18 protein-coding genes are annotated in these 21,163 nt (G+C 72.1%); 8 read left to right on the top strand and 10 right to left on the bottom strand.

The window, feature by feature from the left end; translation table 11 throughout:
- Positions 1-24 precede the first annotated feature (24 nt).
- Complete coding sequence (locus tag B0I33_RS15015) at positions 25-639, top strand: macro domain-containing protein (RefSeq protein ID WP_106179357.1); 615 nt, start codon at positions 25-27, stop codon at positions 637-639.
- A gap of 41 nt (positions 640-680) precedes the next feature.
- Here the strand turns inward: B0I33_RS15015 and B0I33_RS15010 are convergent, their stop codons facing one another.
- Positions 681-1,136, bottom strand: a complete 456-nt coding sequence (locus B0I33_RS15010) for a hypothetical protein (protein ID WP_106179356.1) — start codon at positions 1,134-1,136, stop codon at positions 681-683.
- A 378-nt stretch (positions 1,137-1,514) separates the two neighbouring features.
- Here B0I33_RS15010 and coaA point away from each other — a divergent pair, with 378 nt between their 5' ends.
- The 3 genes from coaA (at position 1,515) to B0I33_RS29965 (ending at position 3,685) form a co-directional block, all read left to right on the top strand.
- Positions 1,515-2,447, top strand: a complete 933-nt coding sequence (gene coaA, locus B0I33_RS15005; protein WP_106179355.1) for a type I pantothenate kinase — start codon at positions 1,515-1,517, stop codon at positions 2,445-2,447.
- A 37-nt stretch (positions 2,448-2,484) separates the two neighbouring features.
- Entirely contained in the window at positions 2,485-3,390 is a 906-nt protein-coding gene (locus B0I33_RS15000) for an alpha/beta hydrolase (RefSeq protein WP_106179354.1), read from the top strand.
- Between the two features lie 136 nt (positions 3,391-3,526).
- Entirely contained in the window at positions 3,527-3,685 is a 159-nt protein-coding gene (locus B0I33_RS29965) for a hypothetical protein (protein ID WP_181193296.1), read from the top strand.
- 166 nt (positions 3,686-3,851) lie between these two features.
- On the opposite strand, the gene B0I33_RS14995 is transcribed toward B0I33_RS29965, so the two are convergent.
- The 3 genes from B0I33_RS14995 to B0I33_RS14985 are packed head-to-tail and all read right to left on the bottom strand — an operon-like array spanning position 3,852 to position 8,824.
- The gene (locus B0I33_RS14995) at positions 3,852-5,408 is read right to left on the bottom strand and encodes a hypothetical protein (protein ID WP_106179353.1); all 1,557 of its coding nucleotides are present in this window, start codon (positions 5,406-5,408) and stop codon (positions 3,852-3,854) included.
- A 12-nt stretch (positions 5,409-5,420) separates the two neighbouring features.
- Positions 5,421-6,569, bottom strand: a complete 1,149-nt coding sequence (locus B0I33_RS14990) for a DUF6880 family protein (protein ID WP_106179352.1) — start codon at positions 6,567-6,569, stop codon at positions 5,421-5,423.
- Positions 6,566-8,824, bottom strand: a complete 2,259-nt coding sequence (locus B0I33_RS14985) for an AAA domain-containing protein (protein WP_106179351.1) — start codon at positions 8,822-8,824, stop codon at positions 6,566-6,568. The genes B0I33_RS14990 and B0I33_RS14985 overlap by 4 nt, the downstream gene beginning before the upstream one ends.
- 101 nt (positions 8,825-8,925) lie before the next feature.
- On the opposite strand from B0I33_RS14985, the gene B0I33_RS14980 reads away from it, so the two are divergent.
- From B0I33_RS14980 to B0I33_RS14970, 3 genes are all read left to right on the top strand, one after another.
- Positions 8,926-9,246 (top strand): nucleotide pyrophosphohydrolase, encoded by a 321-nt coding sequence (locus B0I33_RS14980; RefSeq protein ID WP_106179455.1) that lies wholly within the window; start codon positions 8,926-8,928, stop codon positions 9,244-9,246.
- Positions 9,247-9,421: 175 nt separating this feature from the next.
- Positions 9,422-11,248, top strand: coding sequence for a DUF2075 domain-containing protein (locus B0I33_RS14975; protein ID WP_342750065.1), 1,827 nt, complete (start codon positions 9,422-9,424; stop codon positions 11,246-11,248).
- An 84-nt stretch (positions 11,249-11,332) separates the two neighbouring features.
- Positions 11,333-12,799 carry a carboxylesterase/lipase family protein gene (locus tag B0I33_RS14970; protein ID WP_106179349.1) on the top strand — a complete coding sequence of 489 codons (1,467 nt, stop codon included), beginning with the start codon at positions 11,333-11,335 and terminating at the stop codon, positions 12,797-12,799.
- On the opposite strand, the gene B0I33_RS14965 is transcribed toward B0I33_RS14970, so the two are convergent.
- The 3 genes from B0I33_RS14965 to B0I33_RS14955 are packed head-to-tail and all read right to left on the bottom strand — an operon-like array spanning position 12,796 to position 14,812.
- Positions 12,796-13,548: a DUF427 domain-containing protein gene (locus B0I33_RS14965; RefSeq protein ID WP_106179348.1), complete on the bottom strand. Its 753-nt coding sequence runs from the start codon at positions 13,546-13,548 to the stop codon at positions 12,796-12,798. The two genes, B0I33_RS14970 and B0I33_RS14965, sit on opposite strands and share 4 nt — an antisense overlap.
- Positions 13,549-13,583: 35 nt before the next feature.
- Positions 13,584-14,234 carry a class F sortase gene (locus B0I33_RS14960; RefSeq protein ID WP_245900689.1) on the bottom strand — a complete coding sequence of 217 codons (651 nt, stop codon included), beginning with the start codon at positions 14,232-14,234 and terminating at the stop codon, positions 13,584-13,586.
- On the bottom strand, positions 14,231-14,812 hold the full coding sequence (locus tag B0I33_RS14955; protein WP_425440477.1) for an excalibur calcium-binding domain-containing protein: 582 nt from the start codon (positions 14,810-14,812) through the stop codon (positions 14,231-14,233). The genes B0I33_RS14960 and B0I33_RS14955 overlap by 4 nt, the downstream gene beginning before the upstream one ends.
- 208 nt (positions 14,813-15,020) lie before the next feature.
- On the opposite strand from B0I33_RS14955, the gene B0I33_RS14950 reads away from it, so the two are divergent.
- Positions 15,021-15,662 carry a response regulator gene (locus B0I33_RS14950; protein WP_106179346.1) on the top strand — a complete coding sequence of 214 codons (642 nt, stop codon included), beginning with the start codon at positions 15,021-15,023 and terminating at the stop codon, positions 15,660-15,662.
- 1 nt (position 15,663) lies between these two features.
- On the opposite strand, the gene B0I33_RS14945 is transcribed toward B0I33_RS14950, so the two are convergent.
- The 3 genes from B0I33_RS14945 to cydB are packed head-to-tail and all read right to left on the bottom strand — an operon-like array spanning position 15,664 to position 21,151.
- Positions 15,664-16,809: a GAF domain-containing sensor histidine kinase gene (locus B0I33_RS14945; RefSeq protein WP_106179453.1), complete on the bottom strand. Its 1,146-nt coding sequence runs from the start codon at positions 16,807-16,809 to the stop codon at positions 15,664-15,666.
- 14 nt (positions 16,810-16,823) lie between these two features.
- Complete coding sequence (gene cydD / locus B0I33_RS14940) at positions 16,824-20,144, bottom strand: thiol reductant ABC exporter subunit CydD (protein WP_106179345.1); 3,321 nt, start codon at positions 20,142-20,144, stop codon at positions 16,824-16,826.
- Positions 20,141-21,151 carry a cytochrome d ubiquinol oxidase subunit II gene (cydB, locus tag B0I33_RS14935; RefSeq protein ID WP_106179344.1) on the bottom strand — a complete coding sequence of 337 codons (1,011 nt, stop codon included), beginning with the start codon at positions 21,149-21,151 and terminating at the stop codon, positions 20,141-20,143. Before cydB ends, cydD begins: the two co-directional genes overlap by 4 nt.
- Positions 21,152-21,163: the final 12 nt, after the last annotated feature.

The raw sequence follows: 21,163 nt of genomic DNA, 5'->3' as shown, positions 1-21,163 counted from the left end.
CGCATTTTTTGCGATGCTGTAGACGTGACGGCCGAATCAGGCACACACCTCAGGCGCCATGACTCGACGGAACCGGGCTGGGCGGAAACGCCCGAACTGGTGTTGTGCGCCCTCGACGAGCCGCTCGCCGAAGCCTGGCTGGCCGTGCCGGAAGCCGTTTCGGGACGGGTCCGTGTGCACCGCGGTTCCGTGCTCGACATCGCCGCGGACGCCGTGGTGAGCCCCGCGAACTCGTTCGGCTGGATGCGCGGCGGGATCGACGCCGTGTACGCCAGGGCGTTTCCCGGGGTCGAGCAGCAGGTCCGCAGCGCGGTGCTCGCCTACCACGGGGGCGAGGTGCCCATCGGAGAGGCGGTCGTCGTGCCGACCGGGGAGCCCAAGCCGGAGTGGCTGATCAGCGCGCCGACCGTGCGCGAGCCCGGGGAGCAGCTGCCCGCCGACACCGTGCACCCTTACCTCGCCGCGCGAGCGGTGTTCCTGCTGTGGCGCGACGGCAGGCTGGAAAGCGGCGGCGACGTGCGGGCGGCGGTCGACACGATCGCGATGCCCGGCCTCGGCACCGGGGTGGGCGGGGTCGCCCCCGAGACCTGCGCCCGCCAGGTCGCGGCCGCGTGGGACGAGGTCTTCGCCGGCCGGTGAGGCGATAACGTGCCGCACCGTGCGTTCTCGCCTTCTTCCCTTCACCACCCATCCGTCGTGGCGGGCGGAGTTCCAGCGCCGGTGGGCGCACGCCCGGCCGCTGCTGTCCGGCGCGTTCGTGCTGGCGCAGGGGGTGGCCCCGCGACGGCCGCGATGGGATCGGCGACCGCGCCGACCACGTCCGCCGCGACGGCGCTCCCGCTGGTCACCGCCGACGCCCAGTCACCGTCCTTGATCTGGTTGGTCGCATCGATCACCGTGGAGACGGTTGTGCCTTGGGCGAGCTCGGTTGCGCCGCCCATGTTGTCGAACTGCCCGGTTGCGGCGCCGAGCGGCACGGTCACCGCGAGCATCGCCGGATTGAGACCGCTCGCCACGAGCGCGAGCCCGGCGGCGGCGCTGGTGCCACTGCTGAGCGAGTCATACAGGCTTGTGGCGTCGGTCTTGTCGTCGACCAGCACATTGTCCGTCGAGGGGTCGTCCCCGATCAGCGACATCACCGGCCTCCGATCGCCGGGATCGTCGCCGCCCGGTTCAGCTCCTCGGCCACCCGCTACTCGGTGGGTACACCGGTCGAGTCGACCGTGACCCGCACCGCACCATCAGGTGACTGGGCGGTCGCCGAGGTGCGGGCCAGCTTGTCCTGCAGCTCTCCGTAACGCGCGGCCTTGCGTTCCAGACCCTGAGCCCATGTCGTCGGGTCCTCAGCGAAGCGATGTCGGATTCGGGGAAAGCCAGCACGGCGACGTCAGGGGTGTAGAACGTCACAGCGCGTTCGCCGTGGGTAAGGCCTACCGTTGAGTCCGCGTTACGCGGGAGTACGGGCGTTGCGCAGGTGTCCGGCACCGGCCCATCGACGGGCGAGGAGTGAGCGAATGCCACGGGTCCGTGAGCTGAGCCCCTACGTCGAGTTGCAGCGCGACCAGTGGCGTGAGCTGCGTCGCTCGACACCGCTGCCATTGACGGCCGAGGAGCTGTCCCGGCTGAGAGGGCTCGGCGAGCAGATCGACCTGACCGAGGTCGCCGAGGTCTACCTGCCGCTGTCCCGGCTGATCAACCTGCAGGTGGCGGCCAGGCAGCGGCTGTACGAGGCGACCACCACGTTCCTCGGCGAGGACACCCGCGGCACGAAGGTCCCGTTCGTGATCGGGATCGCGGGCAGCGTCGCGGTCGGCAAGTCGACCACGGCCCGCATCCTGCGCACCCTGCTCGCCCGCTGGCCTGACCACCCACGGGTGGACCTGGTGACCACGGATGGCTTCCTGTACCCGCGCGCGGAGCTCATCCGCCGGGGCATCATGCACCGCAAGGGCTTCCCGGAGAGCTACGACCGGAGGGCTCTGTTGCGGTTCGTCACCGAGGTGAAGTCCGGCGCCGAAGAGGTCAGCGCGCCGGTCTACTCGCACCTCGCCTACGACATCCTCCCCGGCGAGGAGCAGGTGGTGCGGCGGCCGGACATCCTGATCGTCGAGGGCCTCAACGTCCTGCAGCCCGGCCCCCGGCTGACGGTGTCCGACCTGTTCGACTTCTCGATCTACGTCGACGCCCACACCGCCGACATCGAGGACTGGTACATCGAGCGGTTCCTCAAACTCCGGCACACCGCGTTCGCGGACCCGGCCTCGCACTTCCACCACTTCGCGGGCCTGCCCGACGACGAGGCTCGCGAGGAGGCCCGCCACCTGTGGCGGACGATCAACGAGCCGAACCTCATCCAGAACATCCGGCCCACGCGCCCCAGGGCGACCCTGGTGCTGCGCAAGGACGCCGACCACGCCATCAACCGGGTCCGCCTGCGCAAGCTGTAGGTACTGGACTCCCGCACGCGGGCGCTATCGTGCCCGGATGCAGACCTCGCGGTTCGGAGCGGGGGACTCGCGAGCCTCAGCGAGGGACTCGCGGCCGGAGCGGCGGTGGCGGCGACTGTTGCTGTGGGCCGCGGTGGCGGTCACGATCGTGGCCGTGGTGTTCGCGGCCGCCTTCGCCTTCCAGCGCAAGCTCATCTACCTGCCGACCAACGACCCGCTCCCGAGCGCGGCCGAGGTGCTGCCCGGAGGCCGGGACGTCACCCTGACCACCACCGACGGGCTGCGGCTCGGCGCCTGGTACTTCCCCGCCGCCTCCGCAGGCGGCACCGGCGGCACCGGTCCCGCCAGGGGCGCGGTGCTCGTCGCGCCCGGCAATGGTGGCGACCGCTCGATGCGAGCGCCGCTCGCGAAGGAGATCACCGCTCGCGGCCTGGCGGTGCTGCTGCTCGACTACCGCGGCTACGGCGGCAACCCGGGCAAGCCGACCGAGGAAGGGCTCGCGCTGGACGTCCGGGCGGCCCGTGACTACCTGGTGCGGCAGGCCGGGGTGCCCGCGGAGCGGCTGCTGTACTTCGGCGAGAGCCTGGGCGCCGCGGTGGTGACGGAGCTCGCGGTCGAGCATCCGCCCGCGGCGCTGGTGCTGCGGTCGCCGTTCACCGACCTGGCCGCCGTCGGCCGTGAGCACTACCCGTTCCTGCCGGTGCGGCTGCTTCTGCTCGACACGTTCCCAGTGCGGGAGCGGGTGTCCGAGGTCCGCGCACCGGTCACGGTCGTCTACGGTGCGGCCGACTCGATCGTCCCGCCGGAGCAGAGCCGGGCGGTCGCGCGGGCGGCGGGGGCACGAATCGTCGAGGTACCGGGTGCCGGGCACAACGACCCGGTGTTGCTCGACGGTCCCGCCGTGGTGAACGCTGTGGTGGCCCACACGGACGACTGGCGTTGACCCTTCGAGGCCGGTCCTCAGCCGAACGGCCGATCCAGCGCCCGCAGCAGTAACCGGATGGCCGATACCAGAAGTGGCCCCGCACCGTGACCCTTGTCAGTAGGAATCACGCCCTGACCTGGGGGGAGGCCCACCGATGCTCTCGGCAATCCTGACGTGGATCGGGGCCATGCTCGGTATCGCGGTACTGCTCGCGATGGCGTTCGGCGCTTTCGTCCTCGACTTCGACGACACCCGTGGCCGCCGGTCGAAGAAGACCGCCGACGTCCCGGAGCGGCCCACACCTCTCGCGTGACCGCCCCGAACAGCGGCGGCCCCCAGGTCTCGTGTGCTCAAACCTGGGGACCTGAGCCACCACCGCGCCGCCCGGGCACAGCGGCGACCTGAGGAGCGACTACCCGGCCGGAACGTATCGGACACCTGGCGGGTCCATCGGCGGCGGAACCCGGCTTCAAACGGGTTCAGCGCAGCGCGGCGAGGGCCTTCTCGTAGTCGCCCGGATCGTAGCTCAGCTCGTCGTCCGGCGTGGGCCGCAGCTGGGCGGCGAGCGTCCTCGTCAGTTCGGCGAGCACCTCGTCGCGGTCGACGCCGCGGTCGCGCAGCCTCCGGGCCGCATCCCACACACTCGCGGGTTCGCCCTGCCACAGCTGCTCGACGACCGTGGCCTTCAGCCCGAGGAACTCCCGGATCTCGGCGCCGTCCGGCCCCTCGTCGTCGAGCACATCGTGATACTCGGGATGTTCCCCGACGACGAGGAGCCGCAGCTGCTCTGGATCGTGCGGGTCGAGCGCCACGTCCTCGTCGCCGACCTCGGTGAACGTCGTGGGCACGGCGAACATGCGCCGGTCCAGGATCTCCTGGACCTCCTCCTCGCCGAGGTCCTCCGGAACGTCCTCGAGGTAGCTGTAGAGCGCGGGCGAGCCGTCGAAACAGTCCTCGACCGTCTCCACGAGTTCGGTGACGGCCACGTCCGGCAGACCCTGCGCCGCGCCGCGCCAGCGCGCCCAGGCGAGCAGCACCGAGCACAGCTCCCGATCGCCCTCGGGTGTGGTCTCCTCCGGTTCGCCCTCGCCGACCAGCCAGTCCTCGACGAAGGTGGCCAGCTTCTCCGGGCTGACCCGCAACGGCCGGTGCGGCTCGCACCGCACGCCGAAGTCGACGAGCTGCCGCACGTACTGCCGGGTCTCCGGGGTGTCCGGCACGTCGTCGGCCGCCCGTAGGAACTCGTCCGCCACGGCCTCCCCGTCGGGCAGGACCTCGGCCCGCTCGGGTTCCGCCGCCGGTTCGGGGAGCGTGCGGCAACGGGCCAGCGCGACGGCGCGGAACCGCACGAAGTCGTCGGTGACCTCGGGCTCGGTGAGCGAGTCCTGGGTCAGGATGCCGTTCTCCACGAGCCCGCGGGCGGTCGCCGGTTCGACCGGCTCGAAGACCACCGAGCCGGGATACTCGGCCGCCTGGCGGCGCATCTCGTCGGCGAGCTCACCGGGGTTCAGCACGACGGAGACGTCCGGCACCACACCACCGGGCAGCGTGTGGTCGACCATCGCCAGCACACCATGCTGCTGGTCGCCGTACCCGAACGTGCACAGGACCGTGCTGCGGTCCCCGTAGACGTCGCCCGCCGACCAGCACTCGCCCGGCGTCACGGCGCCAAGAGCGGTCGCCTGTCCCGGGTCGGGAAGGCCACGCGCGACGAGCCCGCGCAGTGCGGCCGCGGCCTTGTCGCGCAGCGCGAACGACGAGGCCAGCTCGGCGACCGCGGCGAGGAACAGTCCGGATGCGGGGCCCACCTTCTTCCCGGCGTAGGCCAGCAGGTCCTCGGTGATCTCGTCCCCTTCGGACAGATCCCACAGTTCGCCGAGCACGCCGGAGACGAGCACCTCGACCTCCAGCGGGTCGGGTTCGGAACCGAGCGCGGCGATGTCCCGCAGGATCTCCTTGCAGAATCCGCTCGGGCCCTGGGGTTCGGCGGCACCGGTCGCGGTCTTCTTCTTGCGGGAACGGCTCTGCGGGCTCATGCGCTCATGTTTTCATCGCCGGGTCGCCGCCGCCGAACGGGCGGTCCTCGGCAGCGCGATGCGCGCGTTGCGAAGCTCCGCGAGCAGCCTGGTCTTGCGTTTGTGGGTCTCCACGAGCTCCGCGACGTAGGCGGTGAACTCGTCGGGGGTGCCCGCCTTCCGGTGCAGCGTGCGCAGGCGGCGCAGCTGTTTCGCGGCCTGGGCGTAGCGCTCGGCGTCCCTCGTCTCGATCAGCCGCTCGATGTGCTGCCGGTAGATGCCGATGACGGCCGAGGGCGGATGTCCGGCGGCGGCCTCCCAGGCCTCGCCGGGGCGGTCCTGCTCCAGCAGCAGGCGGACGGCCTCGGCGGGTTCCGGCGAGCGCGCCCGTTCGAGGGCGTCGACCACCGGTCCCCGCCGCGCACCGTTGTCGTTGCCGAGGGCCTTCGCCGCGTGCGCGATCGCCTCCGCGTGCCTGCCCGCCGCACGCAGCACGCGCACGATCTTGAGGCTCACGTCGAGCCGGGGCAGCTGCTCGGAGAGCATCCGCACGACGGCGTCGACATCTCCGGTGACCTCGGCCAGTTCCTGGTTCAGCCGCCGGGCGAGCTGCCTGCGCGGCTCCGCCCCGGCCCCGCGCTCGGCCAGTACACGTTCCACAGTGGACTTGATTTTGGCGAGCCCGCGCTCCCCGAGCGGGGTGGCGAACTCGGCGAGGGAGAGCTGCGGACGGCCGCTGCCCTCGAACTCGACGCGGAGGATCCAGCCCGCCAGCTCCTCCGGATCCGGTGGATGCGCGGCACAGGCGCGCGCGTACAGCGACACCGCGCGGTCGAGCTGGTCGCCGACCACGCCCGACGGGTCGTCCAGGTCCTCCAGCGCCTTGGTGATCTTGTCGACCGCGCGCCGCGCCAGCGGTGCCACGTCGGCCCGGGTCCCGGCGTCGAGGAGCCGCTGCAGGGTGTCGAGCACCGACGCGATCTGCACGGACTCCGCCGTCCGCACGGCGGAGTCGAGCAGGTCGCTGACCTGCGCCAGCTCACCGCCTTCGGCGCCGTCCGCCTGCGCCAGGAGGCGTTTACGCAGCTCCGGGTCACGCTCGGCCTGCTCGCACAGCAGGTCGGCCAGCGTGTCCACGTCGAGCGAACGGAGGAACGCGCGCAGGTCCGATTGGCGGGTCACCCGCTCATAGTGCCATTGGGGGTCACCGGAACGGGCCGATCGGTAGCGGACTGTGGCCGACGGGGAGCCGGAATGGGCAGGCTGTCGAGCCGGCGCACGGCGATCGAGCCCTGCAACCGGAGGGCGTTGACGGCGCCGAGCGGGGTGCCGATCGGCGCGGTGCGCACCGACTCCAGGTCGGCGAGCAGGAACAGCCTGCGCCGGGCCCGCGTGACCGCGGAGGCGAACGACCGCACCCGGTCCCGCCAGTCGTCCTCGGTGAGGTCGAGCAGGACGGTGTCGTACTCGTGGCCGGGCAGGGTGCGCGCGGTGCCGACGGCGACGGTGAGCCGGTCGCGCAGAACGCCGAGCCACGCTCTCGCGCCCGCCTGGTGCGGGGCAACGACGGCGAGGTGGGCCTCCCGCTCGGCGAAACGGGCGAGGCAGGCCCGGTCGGGCGTGGCGCCCGCCGTGTCCAGCAGCACGACCTCGGTGTCGCGGGCCTCCCCGTCCTCGAGCACGTGGTAGCCGGTGCTGTTGGCGAGCGCGGTGACCGTCGGGCCGAACCGGTACTGGCGGGTCAGCACCACGCAGCCGGGGTGCTGTTCGGCTTCGGCGGGTCCGCGGATGCCGCAGCGACCGAACGGGGTGGTGAGCAGCCAGTCGCGCACCTCGGGGACGGTCTTCAGCGCGGCGGGCCGCACTCGGGGTCCTGGCCTGCGGAAGTCGCCGAAGACGACGGCCGTCTCGCGGGCCCGCGCGACGGCGAGCAGGACATCGGCGAGGCGGGCCGAACCAGCGTCGTCGACGAGCACCACGTCGAACGAGCGGGTCGCCGGGATGGGCCTGGCGAGGGTGGTGGTGACGAGGTCCGCGGTGTCCCACGCGGCGGCCTCGGCCTCGTTCCTGCTCCGGCATGCCCGCTCACTGAGCCACCACAGGCGTTCGGTGAGCCTGCCCCGCAGCGCGGCCCGGTCGGGCCCCTCGTTGCGCAGCCGCTCGCGGAGGGCGTGCAGACCGGGCAGATCGCGCCGCACGCATTCGGCGTGGAACCGCCGGTCCTGGTCGGTGGCGACGCCGGCGGAGCGGAGGCGGGCGATCGTGCCGCGCAGGCGTTCGAGCTCGAGGTGGGCATCGGCCTCCTGGCTCGCGGCGGCGTCCAGCGCCTCGTGGGCGGCCGAGAGATCGGTGGCGAGGCGCTGGAGGTCCTCGTCGGTGCACGGGTGGGCGCGTTCCCGGAGTTCCGTGACGGCCGACAGCAGGTCGGCGCGCTCGGTCTGCGCCGAGCGGAGGGCCTTGCGGTCGGCCCGCCTGCCGCGGTAACGACGCCTGCCGTCGAGCCGGTCGACGAGTTCGGCGACGCGGGTCTCCAGGACGGCGAGCCGTTCGGAGAGGACCGTCGCCTCGGCGAGGTCGCGCCGCGCGGATTCGGAGTCGTCCCAGGCGTCCCGCGCCGCACGCAGGCGACCCTGTGCCTCGGTGAGCAGTGCGGCAGCCACCTCGTGCCGTCTTCGCACCTCGGTGAACTCGGTCGCCAGTTCCTCGGCCCGGTCGGTGCCCTCGATGCGGCGGCCCGCGGCGAGAAAGGCCGTGTGGTCGTAACCTCTGAGCTTCTCGGTCAGGTCGGCGAGCTCGGCTTCCGCCTCGGCCAGCTCGACGAGGTTGCGCTGGATGGCCGCGCGCTCCGGGTCCTCGTCGGTCCAGCCGACCTCGCGCTGGTCGGCGCGGACGACGAGCACCCGCTTCCCCGCGCGGGTGAGCTCGGCTGCGGCCTCGGCGACCAGCCGGGACTTGCCGGTGCCGGGCGGCCCCCACACCAGGCGGACGCCGGGCTCGAAGCAGGCACGGTAGGCGGCCTCGTGGGGATCGTCGCACGCCGGCGCGGGATCGAGCGCTCCCTCGGCGAGCCGGTCGGCCAGCGGGGCGGGGCCGAGCGCCCGCAGCTCGCGCGCGAACCGGTCGAGCCGCTCGCGGGCGGGCACCCGGCGGACCCAGACGTGCTCGCAACCAGGCGGCCACGGACCGGTGGCGCGGATGTGCAGTACCCCGTCGGCCAGCTCCGCCCGCACGGGCACCGAGGCCCCCGCTCGCGGACCGTCCGGTCCGGCGAGGAAGACGTCATCGATCGGATCGATCCGCTGCCCGCGGAGGTCGACGGCGGGAATGCCGTCGCCCGCATCCCCCAGCGTGCCGAGATCACACCATTCCCCGGTCTGCCGGACGTGTCCGAGCTCGGACTCGACCGCCCGGGCAGCCTGCTGCCGCCACTCGGCCATACCACCCCTTCCAGTCGCGATCGAGTAAACCAAGCGTGGCGGCGCGGGTACAGAAAGTAATCCGAACGGGTAGTGGCGGCGGGACGTGGTAGGGAGTGGCCGTGACCCTCGACGAGCTGATCCAGCGTCTGCGCGACTTCGCCGACGCCCGCGACTGGAACCCGTACCACACCCCGAAGAACCTGGTCATGGCGTTGTCCGGGGAGGTGGGCGAGCTGACCGCGCTGTTCCAGTGGCTCACGCCGGAGGAGGCGGCGGCCGCGATGGACGAGCCAGGGCTGCGGGCCGAGGTGCTCGACGAGATCGCCGACGTCACGCTGTACCTGCTACGGCTCGCGGACGTGCTCGGCGTGGACCTGCTGGCGGCCGCCGACGCGAAGATCGACCGCAACGAACACCGGTTTCCGGTACCGCGACCTTGATCGTGGCTTGATCCACTAGCCTTGTTGGTCGCGGCCCGACGGGCACCGAAGTAGCCACTTCGTCGCTGCCCCCACCCGCACGTGGAACACGTGTGCCCAGTGGGGGAACCAAGTGGCTCTTGTCCGGCAAAGTGCGGCCGAATTGCTCACCGAGGCGAGAGCGGACCGGCTACACGTGCTTCTGGCGAAGCAGGCGAAGTTCCAATGGGAATCCCGAACGGGCAGTAGTGAGGTCGAATCGTGGCGCCGAAGCATCCCCGTTTTGCTCGCCGACCTGGTGGACAGCGGCCTCGGGCATGTCGAAGTGCTCCTCGAGCACAAGTTGCCACACAGCCCGAAACGGGTGGACGTCGTGCTCTGCGGCATCCACCCCCGCACTGGGCGTGCCAGCTATGTCCTCGTGGAACTCAAACAGTGGTCGCGAGCAGAGTTACTGGCCGCCGAACTGGTCACCATCTCGACCTATGCCGAGCCCGTACTTCATCCGGTCGAGCAGGTGCGTTCGTACTGTGAGTACCTTGTCGACTCGACGCCCGCGCTCGCGGAGCGACCGGACACCGTGCACGGCGTCGCTTATCTGCACAACGCCCTGTCGAATGCGGTGTCGTCATTGCGTCAATACCGGCCGAGCCAGTTCGGCCGCCTTTACACCCTCGACACCAAGGCAGAGCTGACCACATACCTGCGGTCCCTGCTCGACGTGGACTCCGGCCGTCCGGACGCTCAGCGGGCAGCGGACGAGTTCCTGAACTTCACACACGCTCCAACGAAACCGCTGCTCAACTTGGCGGCGAACGAGATACGTGATCGCGAACAGTTCGTTCTGCTCGATGAGCAGAAAGTCGCATACGAACTGGTGCAGCAGGCCGTAGAGCGCGCACGGGCGGCCAGAACGCAGACGGCCGTAGTCGTCATCGGCGGCCCCGGTTCCGGGAAGAGCGTCATCGCACTCAGTCTGCTCGGAGAACTCGCTCGGCAAGGTCGAACCGTCCACCATGCGACTGGCTCGAGCGCGTTCACCAACACCATGCGCAGGATCGCCGGTCACCGAGACAACCGCGTGAAGTCCCTCTTCAAGTTCTTCAACAGCTACATGGACTCCGGCAAGCGGGAGATCGAGGTACTGATCTGCGACGAAGCGCACCGTATTCGCGAGCAAAGCGTGAATCGCTACACGTCGAGAGAGGCACGGGCACGCGCCGGGCGTCAGATCGACGAACTCATCGACGTGGCCTGGGTTCCGGTCTTCTTGCTCGATGAGAATCAGACCGTGCGGCCGGGCGAGATGGGATCCGTGGCGGAGATCACCGGAGCAGCACGCGCGCTCGGTTGCCGAGTCGATGTCGTTCACCTGGAAGGGCAGTACCGCTGCGGCGGATCGATCGCCTTTGACACGTGGGTGACCCGATTGCTCGGCCTCACCCAGCTTCCGCCTGTTCGATGGAGCAATGTCGCCACCCCGCTCGACGACGAGTTCGTTCTAACGAGTGCTGGTTCCCCAGCCGCGCTGGAGTCCTGGCTTCTCCACAAGTCCGAAGAGCTTGGTGGCACGGCACGGATGGCAGCCGGGTACTGCTGGCCATGGAGCGACCCGGTGGCCACGTCGACCGGCAAGACACTGGTCCCCGACGTGGAGATCGGTGATTGGCGACGCCCCTGGAACGCGAAGCCGGGAAAGAGAGTGCCGGACGCTCCCGAGTCCTATTACTGGGCATCCGACGATCGAGGCTTCGGTCAGGTCGGCTGCATCTACACCGCGCAGGGCTTCGAGTACGACTGGGCGGGCGTGATACTCGGTCCCGACTTCGTTCGCCGCGGCGAGCAATGGGTTGCCCGTAGGGAGTTCAGCAAGGACCCGAATCTCCGGCGCGCTAGTGAACCCGAGTTCCAGGCGTTGACGCGCAACACATACAAGGTGCTGCTGACAAGGGGAATGCGTGGAGCCTGTGTGTATTCCACCGACCCTGAGACCCAGGACTTTCTCGAACGGATGGTCAGCTGAGCGATCCGCTGCCGTGCGCTGATCCTGTTCACGTGACAGCACGGGCCTTCTCCGATGACAGCTTTCCTGATATGAGATGGACGCGTGGAGTTGATCGCACAGACCCGGTACGGCGCGGTGCGCGGAACGCCGGGCGACGACGTCAGCGTGTTCAAGGGCATCCCCTACGCCGCACCGCTGGACGGTGAGCGCCGGTTCCGGGAGCCCGCGCCGCCGGAGCGCTGGGACGGGGTGCGCGACGCCACCTCGTTCACCGCCCCGCCGCCGCAGTCGACGCTGATGCCGGGGATGCCCTCGGCGTGGAAGCCGGGTGACAGCACCGACTGCCTGAGCGTCAACGTGTGGACTCCCGACCCGGGTGGCTCCGGCCTGCCGGTGGTGGTGTGGATCTACGGCGGCGCCTACGTGCTCGGCAGCGCCGCCGAACCGATGTACGACGGCGCCACGCTCGCCGCGGCCGGGGTCGTCGTGGTCACCTTCAACTACCGCGTTGGCTACGAGGGCTTCGGCTGGCTTTCGGACGCCCCGGCGAACCGGGGGTTCCTCGACCAGCTCGCCGCCCTGCGCTGGGTGCACGAGAACATCGCGCGGTTCGGCGGTGATCCGGGCAACGTCACGGTCTTCGGCGAGTCGGCCGGCGCGGGCGGCGTGCTGACGCTGACCACCGCACGAGCGGCCCGGGGCCTGTTCCGGCGCGCGATCGCGCACAGCGTTCCCGGGCGGTTCTTCGCCGAGGACGAGGCCCGCCGGATCGGCGAGCGGATCACCGGCGAACTCGGTGTGCCCGCGACCGCCGAAGCGCTGGCCCGGATCCCGCCGGAGGCCATCCACCGCGTGCAGAACGCGCCGCTCGGCAAGGCGGCCACCGAACCGGGGTCGTCGATCCCGGAGGGCATCACCCCGTACTCACCCGTGCTCGACGGCGACCTGCTGCCGGAACTGCCGTGGCACGCCATGCGCCAGGGAGCGGGGCGCGACATCGAGTTCGCCTGCGGGTTCAACCGCGACGAGTACCGGCTGTTCACGATGGGCGTGGACCTGTCCGGGCGCGGCCCGGCCGAGGCGGTCCGCATGGTGGGACTGCCCGACTCCGCCGTGGCGGAGTACCGCGCGGCCTACCCCGGCGCGTCCGACACCGAGCTCTACACGACGGTGTTCAGCGACTCGATCTTCCGCATGCCGACGACGTGGTGCGCGCGGGCGCACGCGGAGGCCGGCGGCACGACCTACCTGTCCGAGCTGACCTGGCCGACCCCCGTGTACGGCGGGATGCTCGGCGCCTGCCACGGGCTGGACCTACCGCTGACGTTCGGGATCTTCGACAGCCCGTTGGGGCTGCTGTTGCTTGGCGAGAGCCCGCCTTCCGGCGCGGAGTACCTCTCGGCGGAGATGCGCACGGCGTGGACGTCGTTCGCCACCACCGGCGACCCCGGCTGGCCCGCCTACCGCACCGACACGGCGCTGGCCCGGATCTGGGACGTGCCGCTCGACGTGGCGGCCGATCCGGAGGCGGCCTCCCAGCGGATCTGGCAGGCACACCCGTCGCGCTAGAAGCGGGTGTTCGGCCGCTCCTGCCGCACACCGTCCACGTAGGTGTCCACCCGTTCGTCGGCGAACGCGACGAGCCCGGCGATCCGGGCGCTCTCCGGCAGCGGCGTGCGGTAGGACCACACCAGGTCCGGCAGGACCTCGTCGCCGACACGCACGGACCAGTACTCGGCCCGGCCCTTGTAGGGGCAGTGGGTCACCGTGTCGCTGGGTTCGAGCAGGTCGAGTCGCACGTCGGTCTTGGGCAGGTAGTAGCGCGTGGGCAGCCCGGTCTCGAACAGCAGCCACGGCCGCGCCGACTCGGCGACGGTGACGCCGCCGACCTCGATCCGCACGTGTCGCGAGCTGGGCAGGATGTCGACCCGGGTGTACGGGCTGCGCGGATGCGTGTAGACCTCCTCGTCCTCCTCGAACCAGGCGTCCATCGCCGCCCAGTCGAACCGGACGTGGTCCCGCAGCTCGGCCAGCGGCGAGTCGGGGTACTCGGTCGCCGCCGCGGGGGCTTCGCGATCGCCGACCTTCAGCGTCGACAGCACCCCGTCACCTCGGCTCGGCGACCGCTTCGTCTCGCCGGTCGGCACGAGCAGGCTCGTGTCCACGTCGGCGCGTGGAACGTAGTACGCCGGGTAGTACGGCACCTCCCACACCAGCAACGGCCGTGTGGTGTCGGCGACGACCTTCCCGGCGAACACCACCCGCACCCGCTTGGCACCCCGCTCGACCCGGACCCGGCCTCGGCCATCGCTGCTCATGCCCGCCCGAACACCGGAACCGAGGGCGGTATTCCCTACCGCCCGGCTTCCGTCATCGTGGCGAACGCGATGACGTTGTCCACGTAGTTGCCGGACGAGTCGTCGAACGCGCCACCACAGGTGATCAGCCGCAGTTCCGGGGCCTCGGTGTTGCCGTAGACGAGTTCGGTCGGGAACTCCGCCTTCGGGAACCGCTCCACCCGGTCGACTTCGAAGTGGACGGTCGTGCCGTCGGCGCGGTGGACGACGACCTCCGCGCCCACCGGGAGTTCGTGCAGCCGGTGGAACACGCCGGGCACGTGGTCGTAGTCGACATGCCCCGCGATGATCGACGGTCCCACCTCGCCGGGGGTGGGGCTCTGGTCGTACCAGCCCGTGGTCACCGCGTCCTCCGGCACTTCCAGCGCGCCGTCGGGTTCCAGTCCCAGTTCGATGATCTCGCCGGTGCGCACGCCGATCGCGGGGATCTCGAGCGTGACCGGTCTCGACCGGGGCAGTGCCGCGGGCCCCGGTCCGGCCTCCGTCGTGGCCGGGGCCGCGGGAGCGGACGTGCCCGCCGGCTGCTCCGGTCCCGCGCCGGGCGGCGTCACCTGGTCGGCGCAGCCGCCCGCGAGCAGGGCGAGAACGGCGACGGCGGCTCCGGCGGCACGGGACCGCCGGAGCCGCCGTCCAGAAACTCCGGTCACGCGCGGCCCCCGGCCCGCACGCGCCGCCGGACCACCAGCGCGGCACCGGCCAGCGCGATCCCGCCGACCGTGACGAGCGCGGCGCCGTCCTGGCCGCCGTCCCCGCGACCACCCGTGTCCACCCCGCCGGACGGGTAGACGGTCACCTGCTGGTCGGATTCGCCGCCATCGAGCAGTGCCTCGCACGCGATACCGTCGTTGTCGCCGTCGATGCGGTGGGGATCGCTCGGGTCCGCGTCGAGCACCGCCTGAGCCTCGTCCTGGCTCGCGAAGTCACGGCAGTCCTTGTCGGTGTCCGTGGCCGCGGGAGCAGGGTTGTCCTGAGTGGACGGTGCGGGCTCGGGCTGCGGTTTCGGCTCCGGCTTCGGCTTCGGCTTGGACGGCAGGTCCTCGCAGGCGACTCCATCGCCGTTGGCGTCCAGTCGGTAGGGGTCGCCAGGCACCGAGTCGAACACCTGCTGCGCTTCTTCCTGATACGTGAAATCACCGCAGTCATAGTCATCCTGGGCACTGGCCGTGCCGACGTAAGTGAATCCGGCGATGGCGAAGGTAGCCGCGAGCACGAGCGTGCGGCGCAACAAAGACACGATGAATTACCTTTCGAGGACAGGGGAAAACTGCACCGCGCGCCGTCGGCACGCGGCGGATGTCCTCCCATATCGTTGACCCCTCCGCCGGGTGTTACGCAATTTGCATTTCACACCACGAGAAATTAATGCACGGGAAATGCCGGATACGGGTTGGTGCGTTTCCGCCTTCCCGTCGGCGAGCGCGTAACCTCGGGGTATGGCGATCCAGGTGCTGCTCGTCGACGACCACGAGGTGGTTCGGCGGGGCCTGCGGGAACTTCTCGGCGACGAGAGCGACATCGAGGTGGTCGCGGAGGCGAGCAGCGCCGCCGAGGCACTCGCGGTGGCGATGCACGTCGAGCCGGATGTGGCCGTGGTGGACGTCCGGCTGGGCGACAGCGAGGCCGACGGCGTGGCGCTGTGCCGGGAACTGCGGTCGCGGCCCAACCCGCCGCGGTGCCTGGTGCTGACGGCCTTCGACGACGAGGAGGCCATGGTGGGCGCGATCATGGCCGGTGCGTCGGGTTACCTGCTGAAACAGGTGCGCGGCCAGGACGTCGTGCATGCCGTCCGCGAGGTCGCCGCGGGACATTCGCTGCTGGATCCGGTCACGACGGCCCGCCTGCTGAACAAGATGCGTCACCCGGCGGAACCCGACGCGCTCGCACAGCTCAGCGAACGCGAGCGTGATGTCCTCGACCTGATCGGGCAGGGCATGTCCAACCGGGAGATCGCCGAGCGGCTCTTCCTCGCCGAGAAGACGGTGAAGAACCACGTCACCTCGCTACTGGGCAAGCTGGGCATGCAGCGGCGCACGCAGGCCGCCGCATGGGTGGCCCGGCGCGGCGGGTCCGGCTGACTCAGCGGTCCAGCGGAAGGTCGAACGCGACCAGGGTGCCGAGGCTCGGCGAGGAGTTGACGACGAACGTGCCACCGGCGGCCTCGGCCCGTTCGGAAAGGTGCCGCAGGCCGCGTTTGGCCACGTCCCGGGGTACTCCGCAGCCGTTGTCGCGCACGCGGAGCCGGACTTCACCGGCGTCCCGCTGCAGCGTCACCCTGGTCTCGCTCGCCCCGGAGTGTCTGACTACATTGGATAGTGCTTCGCGGAGTGCGGCGCGCACGTGGTCGGCTCGTTCGGCGGGGATGTCGGCCAGCTCGCCGGAGAGCTCGAGGGTCGGCGGGTAGCCGAGCAGCTCCCCGGCGATGCGCACCTCGGAGCGGGCGGACTCGGCGAGATCGGTCGCCACGTCGTCGCGTGTGTCCGGCTCCGGGTCGGGGGACCGCAGGGCGCGGACGGTGCCCCGGATCTCCTCGATGGTCTGGTCGAGCTGGTCGACGGCCTCGCCGAGGCGCTCGGCGTCGGCCTGCGCGAACCGCTTGCGCATCCGGCGCCGCACGCGGTCCAGCTGCATCCCGGCCGCGTACAGGCGCTGCACGATCACGTCGTGCAGCTCGCGGGCGATGCGTTCACGCTCCTGGTACAGCGTGACCCGGTGGCGGGCGTTCGCGCCCTCGGCGAGGGCGAGGACCACCCCGGCCTGGCCGGCGAAGGCGGTCAGCAGGTCGACGGTGACCTGGGAGAACGGCTCGGCATCCCGTGGCCGGTACACGGTCAGCACGCCGAGCGGCCGCCCGCCGGTGCCGAACGGCGCCGCGGCGAACGGGCCGAAGCTCCGCAGTTCCGCCGGGACGAAGCGGGAGGTGCGCGGATCGCTGGTGACGTCGGCGGTGACGACGGGCTCCCCGCCCGCGGCGACCTGGCCCGCGGCGGACTCGGCGGGCAGGGTCAGGCCGAGCAGCCCGGCCGTGGAGTCGCCGTGCGCCGCCTCGACCGACACCCTGCCGTCCTCGGCACGGACCATGATCAGGCCCAGCTCGGCGGCGGCCAGTTCGGCGGCGTGCCGCACGACGAGACCCAGCACCGCGTCCGGGTCGTCGCCGGACAGCGCGATGGTCGTGATCTCGGTGGCGGCGGAGAGGGCCCTGGCCGCGAGCGTGGGTTCCATGAGCAACACCAAGGCTAGGCCGCTCCGCCCGTCCGCACCGCCGATCCGGCTGTGACCTGCGCGATGAGCCGCCCCTCGTCGACGCGGACGACGAGGTCGGCGTCGGCGGCCTCCTCCGGACGGTGGGTCACGTGGACCACCGTCCGGCCCGCCAGCTCCCGCCGGAGGTTCCCCAGCACGGCGTGAGCAGTGCTCTCGTCGAGGTGCGCGGTGGGCTCGTCCAGCAGGACGAGAGCAGTGCTCTCTGCTGCGAGCAGTGCTCTTGCCAGGGCGACGCGTTGTGCCTGCCCGCCGGAGAGCCCCGCTCCCGCGCTGCCGAGGCGTGTGTGCGGGTCGAGGTCGGGCAGCCCGGCGAGCGCGAGGGCGTCGGCGAGCTGGCGGTCGGTGGCGTGCGGGTCGGCGAGGCGGAGGTTCTCGGCGACGGTGGTGGAGACGAGCTGCGGCTCCTGCGGGGCCCAGGCGACGGTGCCGGGCAGGTCCGCGTGCCCGCGTTCCGGTTCCAGGAATCCGAGGAGCAGGGCCAGCAGGGTCGACTTGCCCGCTCCCGAGGCACCGACGACGGCGACGTGGCTGCCGGCGGGCACGTCCAGATCGACGCCCGTGAGCACGGGGGCGGCGGCACCGGGCCAGCGCACGTCCACCCCGCGCAGCCGGAGGTGCCCGGGCCGGTGCGCGGTCGGGGACGGACCGGCGCGGTGGGCACGCTCCCCGGAAGTCAGCGGGGTGGCGAGGCGGGCGCGCGCCTGCCGGAGGGTGTCCCAGTGCCGCACGGCGGGGGGCAGCAGGGCGAGCACCTCGCCGAGGGCGAGCGGCACCAGGGCCAGCACCGGGGCGAACACCGGGTCGAGCGTCCCGTCGGCGACCGCCCGCGCGGCGAGCCATGCGCCGCCGACGGCCGCGAGCCCGGTCACGAGCGTGGCGATCCCGTCGCCGGCGCCCTCGCCGAACGCCTGCCTGCGGGCGGTCGCGGCGAGCCGGGTGTCGGCCTGGGCGAGCTCGGCCCGGCTGCGGTCGTGCGCCCCGAACGCGACGAGTTCGGCCGCGGCGTCGAACAGCGCGAGCACCCGTGCCGAGACCGCTCGCCTCCCCTCGGCGAGCGCGGCGGTGGCCCGCCGTTCGGTCCGCAGGCCGAGCCAGGGCGCCAGGAACAGTCCGAGGACGAGCGCGGCGGCGAGGGCGAGACCGGCGGAGGGCAGGACCATCGCCTGCACGGCGACGGCCCCGGCGCCGACGGCGGCGACCACGAGGGGCGGGGTGAGCACCCTGGGCAGCAGGTCGCGCACGGTGTCGACGTCCTCGACGAGGCGGCGCTGTCCTTCGCCCCGGCGCAGGCCGAGCGTGTGCGCGGGACCGAGCCGGACGAGTGCCCGCCACAGCCGGACCCGCAGCTCTCCGGCGATCCGGAAGGCGGCGTCGTGGGTGACGAGCCGCTCGGCGTAGCGGAGCCCGGCGCGGGCGAGCCCGAACGCCCGCACCCCGACGACGGCCACGGTCAGGGTGAGGATCGGCGGCTGCTGTGCGGCCTTCGCGATGAGCCAGCCGGAGGTCGCCGTGAGCGCGACACCCGCGAGCAGGGCGGCCGCACCGAGCGCGGCTCCCGCGAGGAACCTGCGGCCGAGCAGTTCCCGCAGCGGCAGGGCAGTGCGGGCCCGCTCCGGTTCGTGGTCGCCGTCGGCACCGTCGGCCTTCGTCCGCGGGGCGGCGGGTTCGTGACTCGCGGCCTGGGATCGTTCATGGGCGGCGAGGACCACGGCGGCGCCCGCTCGTTCGGCGCGGCGGACGGCGGCGAGGACGCGCTCGGCACCATCCGCGTCGAGATGCGCGGTCGGTTCGTCGAGGAGCAGCAGCCAGGCCCCGGCCCGGACCCGCAGCAGTGCGCGCGCGACGGCGAGCCGCTGCCGCTGCCCGGTGGAGAGGCGAGCGACGTCCTCGTCGGCCAGCCCGGCGAGCCCGACCTCGGCGAGGACGTCGGCGAGGTCCGGGTTGCCGGGGGCGGCCAGTTCGAGTTCGGCGCGGACGGTGCCGCCCGCGAACGCGGGAGACTGCGGGACCCAGGCGATCTGCCGGCGCCAGGCCGCCAGGTCGAGGTCCCCGAGCGGGGTGCCGCCGACGGTGACGGTGCCGGAGTGCGGGCGGACGAAGCCCAGGAGCACCGCCAGCGTCGTCGACTTCCCCGCCCCGCTGGGGGAGTCGAGCCGGACCGTGGTGCCGGGCCGGGCGGTGAAGGACTCGCCGTCCGGGGCGAACCGGTCGCGCCTGCGCACCCGCAACCCTGCCACGCGCAGGACCCGCCCCCGGGGCGGTGTGGTGCCGGTGCCCGGCGCGGGCTCGGCCAGCACGTCCGTCACCCGCCGTACCGCTTCGAGCCCGTCCTCACTCGCGTGGAACGCGGCTCCCGCGGCGCGCAGCGGCTGGTAGCACTCGGGGGCGAGGATCAGCACACCGAGCCCGACGGCGAGGCCGAGGTCGCCGGAGACGAGGCGGACGCCGATCACCACCGCGACCAGGGCGACCGACAGCGTCGCGGCGAGTTCGAGCACGAAGGCCGAGGAGAAGGCGACGCGCAGGGTGGACAGCGTGGCACGGCGGTGCCGGTCGGACACGCGACGCACGGCTTCGGCCTGCGCCCCGGCCCTGCGGAAGGCGGTGAGCACGGGCAGCGCACGGACGAGCTCGAGCAGGTGGCCGGACAGCCGGTGCACCGCGTCGGTGGCCCCGGCGACGCGGTCGGCCGTGTACTTGCCGACGAGGATCGCGAACAGGGGCAGCAGCGGCACGGTGAGCGCGACGATCACCGCCGACGGCCAGTCCGCGAGCAGCACGGCCGCACCCGCACCGACCGGCACGACCGCCGCCGTGACGAGGGCGGGCAGGTAGACGGTGAAGTAGCCGTCGAGCGCGTCGAGTCCCCTGGTGGTGAGCGCGGTCAGCGGGCCGGGGCCGCGCCGGGCGATCCACTCGGGGCCGAGCCGCAGGGCGTGGTCGACGACCCGGGCGCGCAGCTCCTCCTTGGCACCGGCGGCGGCACGGGCGGACACCACGCGGGTCGCCCAGCCGAGCAGCGCGCGGGCGAGCACGACCGCGGCGAGGGCGGCGAGGCGGCCGCCGAGGTCGCCGGTGCGCCCCGCGACGATGTCGGCGAGCACGGACCCGAGCAGGAACGCCTGCGCGACCAGGGCCGCGGCGCCGAGCAGCGCGAGCACACCGGTGTGGGTCAGCGCCCGGCGCGCCACCGGCGAGAGTACGGGCAGCGCGCCGAGCGGACCCTTTCCCGCCCGCTCGACGTCCACTGTGGACGTCTTGGCGGAAAGGGGAAGGCGGGCGGGAAATCTCATCGTGGAACGTGCACCGCCGGGATGTGGCGCACGCTGATGCGCTTGCGGAAGACCCAGTAGGTCCAGCCCTGGTACACGAGCACGGCCGGAGCGCCGAACGCGGCCACCCAGGTGATGACGGTCAGGGTGTACGGACCGGAGGCGGCCTCCGCGACGGTCAGCGAGTTCGCCGGGTCCCCCGTGGACGGGAGTACGTCGGGGTAGAGGGCGCCGAAGAGGGTCAGTGCGGCGGCGCCGATGACCACACCGAGCGCGGCGAACGCCTGCCCCTCCCTGCCCTCGGCGAGCCGCCACCACGCGACGAGCGCCGCGACCGGGGTCAGCAGCAGCGGCACGACCGTCCACAGTGAACCATCGCGCCACTGGACGACGAGCAGCAGCACCAGCAGGGGCAGCAGGGCGAGCGGCAGGCCGCGGAGCGCGAACGCCCTGGCCCGCGTGCGGAGGTCGCCGTCGGTCTTCAGGGCGAGGAACGCGGCGCCGTGCACGAGCGAGAACCCGGCGACGGCGAGCGCGCCGAGCAGCGTGTCCCAGCGGACGGCCGCGAGCGCGGGACCGGCGCGGTTGCCCTCGGCGTCGAGGGGCAGGCCGAGCACGGTGGTGGCGAGGAGGAGCCCCACGCCGAGCGACGGGATCCACGAGCCGAGCACGATGACGCGGTCCCAGTTGCGGCGCCAGCGTTCGGAGTCGACCTTCCCTCGGTACTCGAACGCGACCCCGCGGCCGATGAGGGCGAGGAGCACGAGGAGCAACGGCAGGTAGGCGCCCGAGAACAGGCCCGCGTACCAGGCGGGGAAGGCGGCGAACATGGCGCCGCCCGCGACGATGAGCCAGACCTCGTTGCCGTCCCAGACCGGCCCGATCGTGTTGATCATGACGCGGCGTTCGGTGTCGTCCCGGCCGAGCACCGGCAGCAGCATGCCGACACCGAAGTCGAAGCCCTCGAGGAAGAGGTAGCCAAGCCAGAAGGCCGCGATGACGCAGAACCAGACGGTGGCGAGATCCATCACCGCACCCCC

Origin of the sequence: Prauserella shujinwangii, from assembly GCF_003001955.1 — a bacterium.
Lineage (GTDB): Bacteria > Actinomycetota > Actinomycetes > Mycobacteriales > Pseudonocardiaceae > Qaidamihabitans > Qaidamihabitans shujinwangii.
This window is presented reverse-complemented; position numbering and strand designations above follow the sequence as displayed.

Excerpts from the sequence above, each read along its gene's own strand:
- B0I33_RS15010 (WP_106179356.1), bottom strand. The coding sequence starts at position 1,136 with ATGTCGCTGATCGGGGACGACCCCTCGACGGACAATGTGCTGGTCGAC.
- coaA (WP_106179355.1), top strand. The coding sequence starts at position 1,515 with ATGCCACGGGTCCGTGAGCTGAGCCCCTACGTCGAGTTGCAGCGCGAC.
- B0I33_RS15000 (WP_106179354.1), top strand. The coding sequence starts at position 2,485 with ATGCAGACCTCGCGGTTCGGAGCGGGGGACTCGCGAGCCTCAGCGAGG.
- B0I33_RS29965 (WP_181193296.1), top strand. The coding sequence starts at position 3,527 with ATGCTCTCGGCAATCCTGACGTGGATCGGGGCCATGCTCGGTATCGCG.
- B0I33_RS14995 (WP_106179353.1), bottom strand. The coding sequence starts at position 5,408 with ATGAGCCCGCAGAGCCGTTCCCGCAAGAAGAAGACCGCGACCGGTGCC.
- B0I33_RS14985 (WP_106179351.1), bottom strand. The coding sequence starts at position 8,824 with ATGGCCGAGTGGCGGCAGCAGGCTGCCCGGGCGGTCGAGTCCGAGCTC.
- B0I33_RS14965 (WP_106179348.1), bottom strand. The coding sequence starts at position 13,548 with ATGAGCAGCGATGGCCGAGGCCGGGTCCGGGTCGAGCGGGGTGCCAAG.
- B0I33_RS14950 (WP_106179346.1), top strand. The coding sequence starts at position 15,021 with ATGGCGATCCAGGTGCTGCTCGTCGACGACCACGAGGTGGTTCGGCGG.
- B0I33_RS14945 (WP_106179453.1), bottom strand. The coding sequence starts at position 16,809 with ATGGAACCCACGCTCGCGGCCAGGGCCCTCTCCGCCGCCACCGAGATC.
- cydD (WP_106179345.1), bottom strand. The coding sequence starts at position 20,144 with ATGAGATTTCCCGCCCGCCTTCCCCTTTCCGCCAAGACGTCCACAGTG.
- cydB (WP_106179344.1), bottom strand. The coding sequence starts at position 21,151 with ATGGATCTCGCCACCGTCTGGTTCTGCGTCATCGCGGCCTTCTGGCTT.